The following is a 12,009-nucleotide window of genomic DNA, read 5'->3' on the forward strand; positions in this document are numbered from 1 at the left end:
GTGTGCGGAACCGAGGAACTCTGATAGTCCAGATCGCGAACGTTGAAGATCGCAAAGGGTGCGGCACCCGGCTGGTGTTTGACACTATTGCTACCTCGACCTACTCGGATCGCAGCGCCTGGATCACGTCGACGCGAGCTGCCCGGGCTGCGGGGATGGCCGCTGCGGTGACCGCAGCAACTAGCAGCACGACAGCCGAACCGACTAATGGCAGCAGGCCTGGCATCTTTAGCCCTCCCACAAACGCGGCGGCGACTCGAGCCAACGCAAAACCGCAGACAAGTCCCACGGCAAGGCCGCCGACTGCCATGGCTGCGCCTTCCGACATCACACGCAGCAGCAGATGCCGCGGATTGGAGCCGAGCGCGAGCCGGATTCCGAACTCCCGCGTTCGCGCGCTGACTGAGAATGTGAGCACGCCGGCAACGCCCACTAGTGCAACCAACAGGGCCACACCGGCGAAAACGCCGGACACCATGACGTTAAGTTTTTCCGGTGAGAGCACCTCGGCACGAATCTCTTCAAGCGTGTTGGCGCGTTCTACCGGTTGGTCCGCGGAGAGCGTACGCAAGATACGCCTGATGGGTTGAACCAGAGCATAAGGATCAGAGTGCGTCTGCACCAGAAGCCGCCCCGGGAGGAAGGTCTGCTCCTGATCGAAAGAATGATAGACAGTCATCTGTGGCGTGGGCGCAAGGTTCTGGTTATTGACATCCGGCACGATACCGATGATGCGGCGCGGCTTAGGCCGTCCGCCGGGAGCGAACTGCAATCCCGGGTCGGTCCACGCCACATAATGATTCAGCGCGTCCCCTTTCGGGAACATCTGTCGCGCCAGACTCTCGCTTACGAGAGCGACTGGCACGGCGCCATTGCGGTCAGCGTCAGTAAAATCACGTCCCTCGATGACAGGCATGCTGAGTGTGGCAAAAAAACCAGGTGAGACGACCTCATACAGCGCGCGGGGTGGTTTCTCGTCCGCGGCGGGAACCCGCCCATCGGCCGAGAATTCAAGCGCGAAGTCGCCGACGGCGTCGCGCCACGGAACCGGGCCGACCGCAATGTTCACAACGCCGGGCAATTCGCGGATTTGACGCATCGCCTCGCGGTAGTAATCCACGACCTGGGCGGTCGTCCTCCCCTCGCGCATCACCGGAACGTTGATCGCCAAAATCTGGCGCGTATCGAAACGACTCCGAGCCGATGCAAGTGAAAGGAGCGTATTGACGGTGGCCGCGGCGGCAGCCACCAACACGAAGGAGGCGGCAATCTGAACCAGGGCAAAAACCTTCAATTTGCGGTTGGTTGTGCCGGTCAGCCGCAAACCGCTGCCGGCCAGCCCGAACGCCTGCGTGCTCCCCGAGGACGGCAGTCGCGGAACGAATGCCAGCAGCACTGCCGAGGCCACAGCCAGTCCGGCCCCCACCCAGGTCATGCTCGGATCGATGGTGAGATCAAGCGCGCGAATCGAAAACCTGGAGATGTAGCGGGCGAGAACGGCTGTCATTGGCTTGGCGATGTACAAGCCGATGATTGCTCCCGCAACGCACAGAAGCAGGCTCTCGGCCAGCAGAGCACGTCGCAGATCCCTGCTGCTGGCGCCCAGGGCTGCACGGATCCGGAGTTCGTCTTCCCGGCGCACGCTGCGCGCCAGAATCAGGTTGGCAACGTTGGAACAGGCGATGACAAAAAGCAGCACAGATGCCGCCATCAGCACCACCAGTATGGTCCGCGCTCCCGAGGTAAGCTCGTCGCGCAGCGGCACCGCGCTTACGTGGAAATCAGCATGTGCCGGATACGCCTCAGGATGCTCCCGCTTCATGGTCTGATATACGGACTCAAGCTCCGCGCGCGCTGTTTTCAAATCCGCACCGGCCGGGAGCCTTGCGAACAACTCCGTCATCCGGTGTAACCGCGCCGTAACCATGGTTGCCGACAGATGATGGGAACTGGTCACGATGTTGGAGATGATGTCCGTATCCTGCGGATAAGGAACACATGGCTCCAAAACGCCCACCACGGTGGCGCTGCGCGAATCAATAAAGGAACCAAGCCGGACGTGTTTCCCGATTACGGAAGGATCGCGGTTTAAGGCTTCCGACCAAAAACGATAAGTCAAAACCATTGCGCCGGTTGCGTTGGGGCCGTCATCGTGCTCATCCAGCAGCCGGCCGAGCACTGGACGCAATCCCATCGTTTGAAAGTACGATCCGCCGACGACGCCGGCGCGAACTGTGCGAGGCTCTCCTAACCCCACCAGAGTGAATCCGATGGTGGAGAAATCGCCGAAAGAATTCAGTGTTTTCAAACGCGAGCTCAGATCCACGATTTCCGGAATCGAGAACCAGGTGTTGTCGCCATTCGCGATCTGCCGGATGTAAATGAGCCTGCTTTCGTCACGATTTACAAGGGGGCGAAGCAGTACGCCGCGCAGCAGGCTGAACATGGCGGCATTGGCGCCGATTCCCAGCGCCAGCGTCAGAATCACCGCTACCGAAAGGGCCTTTGCGCGGATCAGGGAACGCGCCGCGAATTTCAGGTCGCGGGGAAACCTCAGGATGTTCTCGATCATGGCGAGTTCTCCTTATTAGGCTTTTAGCAATTATCTTGCCGCGCTATGTTTTTAGAAACAAAGGCCGTGAACTTCCGCCGGATTTGGTGACTGTTCGTTTTCGACAATTCAGCCTTCTGAACCGGACGAACCCCTGGGTTTTCAGGAACCCCGCCTGCGGCTCATCTTCAATCTTGTCGCCATTCGGGGCGTGACATTTATCGACACGGAGAAGCAGGCGCTACCAGAGGCCGAGGCCTCGCTCGCGGCAGTCACAGCGCAGATCGGCCGCATCCTGCGCGAGCAAAAGCAATCGATTCCGGCTTGAATCAGGGCGGACTATTTCCATCGCGAGCGGCGCTGGTCCGCATCGCGTTGATGGTTGCGCGGATTCCTTCCGGGTAAGGAGTTTTGTGCAAACTCGGGAGCAGTTGGCGCAAACGTGTGTCGTCGAGTTTGACGGGCGTGGTCCACAGGTAGTGCATCTCGACGACCTCCCGGAGAAGCGGATTGAAGAGTCCCAAGACGCGCAACATGAACTTGCCAGCGACGCGGAGACGCGGCTTCTGATCCACGGCAGCGAATACCAACTCGGCGAATTGCCGCGTGGTGATCTGTCCGGGACCAGCGACGTTCCACGCCTTGCCATAGGCTTCTTCCTTTTCCGAGAGGGCAATCAGGGTTTCGGCCAGGTCAGGAATGAAGATGAACTCGTGTGGCGTGTCGATGGGGCCAATGACGTTGGCTGTGCCGCCCTTCAGCGCGGCGTCAAAGATCGCGCGAGCGTAACTCAATTCCGAGTCGGGGCCGTAGAAATCCGGCGGGCGCAGGATGGTCGTTCGCATCCCTTTGGGATTATCGGCGGCGAAGACGAGATCTTCCTGTTCCTTGCGCATGCGGCCTTTGAATGCCGTGGGATTGCGCGGATGAGATTCGTTGACAAACTCCTGCTGAGGCACTCCATACGGATAAACGGTGCCTACGTGAACGAAGTGCCGCACCCCAGCGGTCACCGCGGCACCCAGTGCGATCCGGGTCAGTTTCGGATGCTGCTCGAACTGAGTGTAGGGAACCCCCACGGTGTAGAAAATGGTTTCGACGCCCGCAGCGGCGCGTGCGGCAGCGGCTGGATCACTGAGGTCAGCCGCGCAGTATTCGACCAGCGGTTCATAGACACCGAAGTCTCTGCGCAATCGTTCCTCGAAACGTCCGACAACGCGGAACGGTGTGCCCTTCTTTGCCAGCTTGGCCGCCAGGGCTTTCCCCACCGTCCCCGTGGCTCCGAAAAGTGCGTATTTCATATTCCTGCTTCCTGCTTCCAGTTCCTGCGCGGTTGTGATTGCGAAAGCATACAGGGGCGCAGTGGTCTCGAGTCGTGCTTTAACGTCCTGGGAAGCGCGTCTCGAGTGCCTCAAAATCTGCACAATCCCAGCAAAGTCAGCAACTGGATGGCTTTCGCCGCGCGATGTCTGCCTGTCTGGATGCTCGCGGCTACTCGGTCAAGCGATTATCGGTCCTCTTGAGAAGGCAGGATGACGATGATCGTTGCTCCAGAGCAGCGACAAGCCTGTTCATTATTGCCAGAATTAGGAGGTGCAATGCGAGCGTTACGTGCGCTCACTGCACTAGATAACTGCAGAACGGATGTAAATGCATTCCCAAAACGAGAAGAAGCCGCGGATAGTTGTCGCGGATGATCATCCAGAAGTTACTAAGACCCTTACTAAAATCCTAAACGCCGACTTTGAGCTTGTTGGATGCGCCAAAAACGGGCTCGAAGCCATCGGAGCAATTGCTCAGTTCCAGCCGGACGTCCTGGTTACCGACATCGAGATGCCGATGATGGATGGTATCCATGCAGCGCGTCATTTGCGGCGCATAAATTGTGCGGTAAAGATCGTGTTCATCTCCGCATCGTCCGACACTGAAATCGCAGGACTTGCGATTTCGAGCGAAGCATCGGGATTCGTGCTGAAATCGCGCATGGCTACTGATCTGGTTCACGCAATTCGCGAAGCCCTGGCAGGCCGGCAATTCGTATCGGAGACAGTTGATGCAATCGTGCCTTGTTCGCAGCCTTGGCGACCATCTGAAGCGACCGAAGCCGTCACGCGGTGATGCCGTTGAACCCTCATTTCCTCCCTTGGGTCGACGCTCGTTCCAATGAGTGCAGTCGCTGCGCACGATGATGTCATTGGGTCCAGGTAGCGGCGCAGGAACCTCCACCACCTGAGCCTCGCCGGTCCGCAAGTTTTGCAGAAGCTGCTTCACAGAGCCTTCCTAATCGCTGGTGCCGAGTTGGAGCAGTCGCTGCAAGATATTGCTGGGAATATTCTTGTTTTGTGCGCTCCCACCAGGACTTCATCGTAGAAGTATTCCGCACTTTCCATGACTCTTTGATACTCTGCACGCTGTCTGACTAATTTCCGATTGGCAGCCGTCGCCTGAGTGCGTAGATCAGAGTCAAGCAAAGCACGAACAATGCAGGCAGCTAGAGCGCTTGGATCTTCGGGCCGGCACAACAATCCGTTTTCACCATCAACAATCCATTCCCGCACAGACTCGATATCACCTGCTATCGGAAAACAGCCTCCAGCCAAGGCTTCTAACAGAGTGTTGGGAGTTCCATCATGGGAACTTGGCGAAACCGACACTCGCGCCGCAGCGAATAAAGACGCGAGTTCCTCACGGCTCATTGTGGGAAGTAAACGAACCGAGCCTGCGATGTTCAATTGGCGAACCCAGCGCTCAGCAACGGGATTTCCAAGCATTCCAGTAGCGGCAAAAAACACGTTCGGAATTCTTTGCAAAACCAGCCGAATCGCTTTGAAGAATGACTCGCTGTGGACATACGTTCGAAATCCCCGAGGGTTGATGATGAGTGGTACGTTTTCGGGAATGCAAAATTCCTGTAACAACTTGCGATCAGGCAGGGAATTGAAGAAGAACTCCTGAACGCCTCCGTTGCCGGGAAGGACGCGCCAAGGCTTGCCTCGCCGAAACCCTCGCGCAAGGGCAAGGTTCAGGTCACGATTGCAGTCGCAATGCAGGCCGTCGGCGCGTTGCAATGCCGAGTTGGTCAATGCGGCGAGTTTGCGACTGTGGTCCGCAAACAAGGTGAAGTCATTTCCCCAGACGGAAAGCAAGAGGGGCACACGCTTCACAGCCGCAGCGGCAATAAATCCTTCGAATGGCAAGCGCATGGCGTGCACAATGTCTGGCTTCAAGTCGTCGATCAATGCAGACATTGCTGGCGTTCTTCGCAAAACGTCCAAGGGAGCTATCCATGTTCGAGTGCTGTGAAAGGCACTCAGGAGCGTTCTACTTCGAAGCTCTGACAGCAGTTTCTTTCGAAAACGAGCAACGGTCCCATGGTTACTGTCGCTGCGCGTCATGCGAGAGAGGGAACCGAAGGCGAAAGGGAATTCAATGAGGCGAGCCCCGGGTATTTCATCGGGCGCACACGGATAAGAGCTTAGGACCGTTACCTGATGATTGCGAGCAACAAAGTAGGAAATCCAATTCTTAGCGATGGGACTGCGTGCGTCGGCGACGTAGCAGATATGCATGGCTCAGGCAAAATCCATTTCAGGAAGGCACAGATACTAATGGGGGAGCGCGAGTATGGCAAATGTAATCTTCAGAGGGGAGGGTTAGACCTTGGAGTGAACCCTGGCTGGAATTCCATAAGCAAGTTGCCCCTCGGGAATGTCCGAGGTCACGACGGCTCCGGCGCCTACGACGCAATTCATTCCGACTCTCTTGTAGGGAAGCACGGATGCTCCCATGCCGATATGGGCATACGCTGCGATCTGGGCACCCCCGCCAGCGGCGGAGTTGGGTGAAAGATGAACATAGCGCCCAATCTGCGTGTCGTGTTCGACGATCGCTCCACTATTGATGATGGCTCCCTCGCCGATCTGGCAATCGGGGTTCAGAACCGCTCCGGGCATGATTGCTGCTCCCTCGCCGATTCTGGCGCTTCGGGCCACGAAAGCGCCAGGATGAACAACGGTCAGAAGTGTGCAACGGCTGGGCCTGACGCGCATCGCGATTTGCTCGCGCGCTACATTAGTTCCGACGCCCAGGGCGACCCCGCCTTGGGTATGAGAGCGTAGCCACTCATCTGCGGAGAAAACCGGAAGTCCGAGAACGCTGGAGCCTCGCAGAGAAGCATTGTCGTCGATGAAGCCGTGCAGGCTATGTCCGCAGGCAACAAGAATCTCGGCTACAACCTTTCCGTGTCCACCAGCGCCATACACGACAATGGCTCCAGTCATGTTTCAGTCTCCCCGGAGTCAATTGTGTCATCCTCCTGAAAGCAAATCATCCGGCGGCCGCCACGCGTTCCAATCGGCGGTTCGATTGCCTTGCTGACCGATCAAGTAATTCTTCAAGAAAGTTTGGTATCACGGTGTCGGGATCAAACGAGGCACGTGCAATTTGCAGGGAGTTTTCGCCAAAGCTTGTCAATTCTGCTGGGGAAAGAGCCAGCCATTGCGAGATCGCCTGAGCGACGGATTCGGGATCGCCCGAATCGAAGAGAAAGCCATTCCTTCCGATCTGCAAACATTCAGGATGATTCCCAACTCTCGATGAGAGCAGCAAGGGCAACCCCGCCCATAATGCCTCAATTACCGAAATGGGATTTGGATCGGACAGGGAGGGCAGGCAAAATCCATCGGCTTGAGCGTACAGCTTTGTGAGTTGCGATTCGGTTTGGTGGCCTAGGAGCTGGACATCGAACCTGTGGTGGTTAATCCATTGCTCAATCGGTCTTCTGAGCTGCCCGGAGCCGGCGATCAGCACTGTTAATTTATCTTGACCCGATGGGCCAAGCTTCTTCATTCCTTCGAGAAAGGGTAGGAGCCCTTTTTCCTCTGACAGACGCGCAACGATCAACATCACTCTGCGATCTTGGTACCGGGTCCGGGGAGAATCGTTATCAGCTGCGCCTCGACACATTCTTACCTGGTTGTAGAACACGCTGGAATCTACAAGATTCGGGAGAAAGTGAATTCGCGCTGCGTGTGCGTGATGTTCGACGTACTTCCTTGCCAATGCACCCGGCACGGCGAATTCCGAGAAGCGGGACAACATCCATCGTCGAGCCAAGCCCGCGACGAACCCAGTGCGGCGGATTGATTCGAGATGCGATTCAGACCAGAAGATGGTTCGTTCCGGTGCCGACGAAAGCGCCGCCAGTAGCACTGTGGGGTGGACCCAACCTCCGGCGATGAGCAAGATGTCCGGATCAGCGTCGTGCAAGGCGTTGCTGACTTCACGATTCCAATACAAGGAATCGGAGCCGATGCGCCACGGCCTCCCACTTAGGAATCGGTAAGGAAACTGAAACTCTGAGCTCCCGAAATTCCAATGCCGCCCCGATTCGGAACTCGCCATGAACCAGACTTCAAACTTCCATCCCATCTCCTCCAACCGCTGGTTCATTCGTCGAAATAGAAAGAGCCGGTAAGGAGTCGGAATATTGGTTAGGCAGACGAACCTAGGGGCGCTCACGGCGCATACAAATTATCATGGGTGCGCCTGGGCTTTTCGTTGATTTGACTGCCAGGCTCATCTGTTTCCCGTTTGTGTCTAGGTTCCCGCAATTTGTTCGTACTTCTCCTGGCTAGCCACGGTTTCAAGCCAAGGTCGAAGAAAACTCTAATTCTTCATCGGCATCAGCGACTGCCTGTGCGTGCTCGCCCCGAAGCCCGCGCCGAACAAGCGTCCAGGTAAGCGCACATCGCAACGATCAACTCCTGACGCATGGGTTCGAGTTGCTTTTCGGGAGTGCCCGATTCCAGCAGCCTCCGGCTGACCCCAGCCATCGCGCCCTGGATCATTGTAGCAACCAGTTGTCGATCGGTTGTGAGCGTGTCGGAAGCGGTCGCCAACATTCTGACAATCGCCTTGTCGCAGCGGAGCTGCATTTCTTTCAGGATCTTCGCTCCGTCCACATCGGAGCTTACGGAGTAGAGGGCCACACTCGTCTTCCCATCTTTCATCTTGGTGTTGAGAAATGCGGTGACGAGAGCCGTCGCCATTTGCCGGAGTGTTCCACCTTTTTGCTCCGTGCAGACAAGTTCGACGGCCTCAGTGACCTCGCCGAGGTGACGTTTCAAGGTAGCCTGTAACAGTGCGCTCTTATTAGGGAAATATTGATATAGGGTCCCGACCGACACGCCGGCACGCAACGCCACCTTGGTCGTGGTCAACCGCTCCTTTCCCACCTGGAGCAAAACCTGAATAGTGGCCTCGAGAATCGCGTCCATGCTTGCGGCCGAACGGGCCTGGACTGGCGATTTACGCGGCTCCAAGAGTGCTGCTGAACGGCGCGGCAAATACGAACTCCCAACCTGAAGCTTCCTTCATCTGATGACAGGTAGACAAACTTACTACAATTTACGACGGAGTAGGAGAAACAGAATGACGAACCAAATTGACCTTGTAGGCAGCTTCAAGCTCCCCGGCACTTCGATGAATTTGAACCGCATGGGATATGGCGCGATGCAACTTGCCGGTCCGCAGGTGTGGGGACCGCCGCGCGATGTTGACGCCGCCATCGCTGTGTTGCGCGAGGCTGTTGCCTCGGGAGTGAACCACATCGATACCAGTGACTACTACGGTCCGCATGTGACCAATCAGATTATTAAGCAGGCGCTTCATCCTTATCCGGATGATCTCGTGATCGTCACCAAAGTAGGCGCTCGCCGCGCTGAAGACAAGTCCTGGCCTCACGCTCTTTCGCGTCAAGAACTGATCGCAGCCGTTCATGACAATCTCAAAAATCTTGGACTCGAGACGCTCGATGTCGTCAATCTTCGGGTTGGCGGATTCATGGAACCAATAGAAGGATCCATCGAAGGACCGCTCACCGTCTTGGCCGAACTCAAGCGGCAGGGACTGATTCGTCAACTAGGCCTGAGTAATGTCAGTCGTAAGCAGTTGGCCGAAGCTCAGAGAATTACAGAGATCGTCTGCATACAGAATTCTTACAACTTGGCTCACCGCAACGATGACAGTTTCATCGACGACCTCGCGCAGCAAGGCATTGCGTACGTACCGTTCTTCCCGCTGGGAGGTTTCACTCCGCTACAGTCGTCGAAGCTGAACGCAGCCGCAGCGTCACTCGAGGCCACGCCGATGCAGGTTGCGCTCGCCTGGCTTCTTCAGCGCTCACCCAACATCCTGCTGATTCCGGGCACATCTTCAGTCGAACATCTTCGCGAGAATCTCAAAGCTGCAACGCTGCAGATTCCTCCGAAAGTGATCGCCGATCTAGACTTAATTGGCGGAGGGCGTGGGCAGTAATAACTAAAGGAGGAGGTCCCCAGCAGCCATTTTCATCCTGAGCTTGTCGAAGGATCCTGACCAGCGGGCGAGTTCGATTCGATTTAGCGTGAGTTGCAATTACTTCGCGCGCGGATGCGTCGCGTCGTACACGCGGGTGATGTGGTTTGACGTTAGCTGCGTGTAGCGCTGCGTCGTTGAGAGTCTTTCGTGGCCTAGCAGCTCCTGAATAGCGCGCAGATCGGCGCCTTCTTCGAGCATGTGAGTGCCAAAAGCGTGCCTTAACGTGTGCGGATGCACGTCTGGCGACAGCCCTCGCGCGACCGCTATAGCCTTTACGATGCGTCCGACGCTGCGTGTTGTGAGCGATCCGGCGCGCAAATTGATCAAGAGTGCGGCGCTTGAACGCCGTTTAGCGTCCATCAAGCGCTGTCTTTCAGGCAGATACTCGCGGATTGCCGCCGCCGCAGCGTCTCCCAGAGGCACTAGACGTTCTTTTTTTCCCTTACCGCGGACGCGAATCACTTCGTTGGACCACCCAATATCGTCCAATTGGATCCCTACGAGCTCAGAATTGCGCAATCCGCAGCCGTATAGCAGCTCGAAGATGACGCGGTCGCGCGCCGGAAACGCTGCATTCTCCGGCAAATTTGTGTCCAATAAGCCGTTTACTTCTTCCATTGTGGGCACTCGCGGCAGCTTTTTGGGGAGCTTGGGAGTCGAAACCAGGGCCGCTGGATTCTGTCCGACGAGTCCTTCGCGCCCCATCCACCTATAAAAAGAGCGCAATGACGCCAATGCGCGCGCCGTTGACGCCTTGCTAAGCCCATTTCCAAGCACTTCGGAGAGGAATCCGCGGATGGTTAAGTGGTCTACGCGACGCCAATCAAGGCCCTTACCAGCATAGATAATGAACTTCCGAAGGTCTTTTTTGTATGCGTTAACCGTGTGTTCTGACGCGTTCCGTTGCGTTCTTAGGGCTGCTAAGAACTCCTCCAGGCGCCTTTCCGCGGCACTTTTTGCTGCCTTTTGGGGCACTTTTGCGCTCATTGTGGGACCGCTAAGCGCCTTTTCCGGCCTCGATTGCAACACTCGGGAGCGTTTCTGCAGGCTTGAGCGTGCGTCTTCCACGGCCGGTAACTCCGCCTTGAGGGACGTTAACGACCTCAAGCGCGCTCCTTTTCCGCGAGAATGCGCCGCTTGGAGCGCGGATGATGGGCGCGATAAACGTTCTTAAGCCGGTCCATGGCGACATGCGTGTACACCTGCGTCGTTGCGATATCCGCATGTCCCAAAATGGTCTGGACGGTCCGCAGATCGGCTCCGTTTCCGACCATGTGCGTCGCGCAACTATGGCGCAACATGTGCGGACTCGCTTTGCCGTCAGTCTTTGATTCGCGGACAATTCGCCACACACGCTCGCGCGTAAGCCCAGTTCCACTTCGGTCCACGAATACGAGCGTCGATCGGCGCACACGACAAAGTTGCGGGCGCGCGTCGCGCAAATAAACTTGCAGGGCATCGCGTGCTGCAACGCCGAAGGGAACGATGCGCTCCTTGTCTCCCTTGCCGCGAACGATCGCCGAAGAGGCTTGCAGGTTCAAATCTTCAAGGCGCAGGTTCACCATCTCCGAGACGCGCATTCCGGTGGCATAAAGCAATTCGAGCAGCGCCTCATTGCGCATCGCGAGCGCCGGATCCTGCGGCTTCGATTTTTCCTGTGCCAGCATCGCATCAATCTCCGCCACCGCCAATGACTTGGGCAGAATCTTCCACTGCCGGGGGCTCTCGATGTTCAACGTGGGATCGTGCTTGATCTTCTTGTCGAGCAAAAGAAACCTGTAGAAGTGTCGCAGCGCGGAGAGCTTGCGCGCCCGGCTGCGGCCTTCGACCATGTTCGCTGTGAGCTGTTCCAAAAAGGAAAGCAGATCTGGCCGGGTGGCGTTCAGCAATGTGCGATTCCTTTTCTCCAGGGATTCGGCGAACTGCAGCAGATCTCCGCGGTAGGCCTCGACTGTGAGTGGGGAAAGTCCCTTCTCAACTTTCAAGTAGGACAGAAACGCCGTAAGGGCCTGCGGAGTGGACATCAGGAATATTGTCGTTCGCGCGTCAAGATAGTGGAGTGGAGGTGCCGCGTGAGTAAACGGCAAGAGCAAAATCTC

At 56.9% G+C, this 12,009-nt stretch carries 10 protein-coding genes; 2 read left to right on the forward strand and 8 right to left on the reverse strand.

What is annotated here, in order from left to right:
* Positions 1-100: 100 nt before the first annotated feature.
* Together VNX88_22225 and VNX88_22230 are read right to left on the reverse strand one after the other, a co-directional pair.
* Complete coding sequence (locus VNX88_22225; protein ID HWY71400.1) at positions 101-2,572, reverse strand: ADOP family duplicated permease; 2,472 nt, start codon at positions 2,570-2,572, stop codon at positions 101-103.
* A gap of 308 nt (positions 2,573-2,880) precedes the next feature.
* Entirely contained in the window at positions 2,881-3,852 is a 972-nt protein-coding gene (locus VNX88_22230; protein HWY71401.1) for an NAD-dependent epimerase/dehydratase family protein, read from the reverse strand.
* 349 nt (positions 3,853-4,201) lie between these two features.
* Here VNX88_22230 and VNX88_22235 point away from each other — a divergent pair, with 349 nt between their 5' ends.
* The gene (locus VNX88_22235; protein HWY71402.1) at positions 4,202-4,669 is read left to right on the forward strand and encodes a response regulator transcription factor; all 468 of its coding nucleotides are present in this window, start codon (positions 4,202-4,204) and stop codon (positions 4,667-4,669) included.
* A 149-nt stretch (positions 4,670-4,818) separates the two neighbouring features.
* Here the strand turns inward: VNX88_22235 and VNX88_22240 are convergent, their stop codons facing one another.
* The 4 genes from VNX88_22240 to VNX88_22255 form a co-directional block, all read right to left on the reverse strand.
* Entirely contained in the window at positions 4,819-6,120 is a 1,302-nt protein-coding gene (locus VNX88_22240) for a glycosyltransferase family 4 protein (GenBank protein HWY71403.1), read from the reverse strand.
* Positions 6,121-6,204: 84 nt separating this feature from the next.
* Positions 6,205-6,831, reverse strand: coding sequence for an acetyltransferase (locus tag VNX88_22245; protein HWY71404.1), 627 nt, complete (start codon positions 6,829-6,831; stop codon positions 6,205-6,207).
* 46 nt (positions 6,832-6,877) lie between these two features.
* On the reverse strand, positions 6,878-8,071 hold the full coding sequence (locus VNX88_22250) for a glycosyltransferase family 4 protein (protein HWY71405.1): 1,194 nt from the start codon (positions 8,069-8,071) through the stop codon (positions 6,878-6,880).
* 164 nt (positions 8,072-8,235) lie between these two features.
* A complete protein-coding gene (locus VNX88_22255; protein ID HWY71406.1) occupies positions 8,236-8,829 on the reverse strand; it encodes a TetR/AcrR family transcriptional regulator in 594 nt (197 codons plus the stop codon).
* A gap of 154 nt (positions 8,830-8,983) precedes the next feature.
* Between VNX88_22255 and VNX88_22260 the strand changes: the two genes are divergently transcribed.
* Entirely contained in the window at positions 8,984-9,868 is an 885-nt protein-coding gene (locus VNX88_22260; protein ID HWY71407.1) for an aldo/keto reductase family oxidoreductase, read from the forward strand.
* Between the two features lie 99 nt (positions 9,869-9,967).
* On the opposite strand, the gene VNX88_22265 is transcribed toward VNX88_22260, so the two are convergent.
* Positions 9,968-11,017: a tyrosine recombinase XerC gene (locus VNX88_22265; GenBank protein ID HWY71408.1), complete on the reverse strand. Its 1,050-nt coding sequence runs from the start codon at positions 11,015-11,017 to the stop codon at positions 9,968-9,970.
* Positions 11,014-11,934 (reverse strand): site-specific tyrosine recombinase XerD, encoded by a 921-nt coding sequence (gene xerD, locus VNX88_22270; GenBank protein ID HWY71409.1) that lies wholly within the window; start codon positions 11,932-11,934, stop codon positions 11,014-11,016. The genes VNX88_22265 and xerD overlap by 4 nt, the downstream gene beginning before the upstream one ends.
* Positions 11,935-12,009 lie beyond the last annotated feature (75 nt).

The sequence above is a fragment of the Terriglobales bacterium genome, assembly GCA_035567895.1.
Classification (GTDB): Bacteria; Acidobacteriota; Terriglobia; order Terriglobales; family Acidobacteriaceae; genus Gp1-AA112.

Bases quoted from the DNA above. Each gene is read 5' to 3' on its own strand.
- VNX88_22235 (HWY71402.1), top strand. From the start codon at position 4,202: ATGCATTCCCAAAACGAGAAGAAGCCGCGGATAGTTGTCGCGGATGAT.
- VNX88_22230 (HWY71401.1), bottom strand. From the start codon at position 3,852: ATGAAATACGCACTTTTCGGAGCCACGGGGACGGTGGGGAAAGCCCTG.
- VNX88_22245 (HWY71404.1), bottom strand. From the start codon at position 6,831: ATGACTGGAGCCATTGTCGTGTATGGCGCTGGTGGACACGGAAAGGTT.
- VNX88_22260 (HWY71407.1), top strand. From the start codon at position 8,984: ATGACGAACCAAATTGACCTTGTAGGCAGCTTCAAGCTCCCCGGCACT.
- VNX88_22255 (HWY71406.1), bottom strand. From the start codon at position 8,829: ATGGACGCGATTCTCGAGGCCACTATTCAGGTTTTGCTCCAGGTGGGA.
- VNX88_22240 (HWY71403.1), bottom strand. From the start codon at position 6,120: ATGCATATCTGCTACGTCGCCGACGCACGCAGTCCCATCGCTAAGAAT.
- xerD (HWY71409.1), bottom strand. From the start codon at position 11,934: ATGTCCACTCCGCAGGCCCTTACGGCGTTTCTGTCCTACTTGAAAGTT.
- VNX88_22225 (HWY71400.1), bottom strand. From the start codon at position 2,572: ATGATCGAGAACATCCTGAGGTTTCCCCGCGACCTGAAATTCGCGGCG.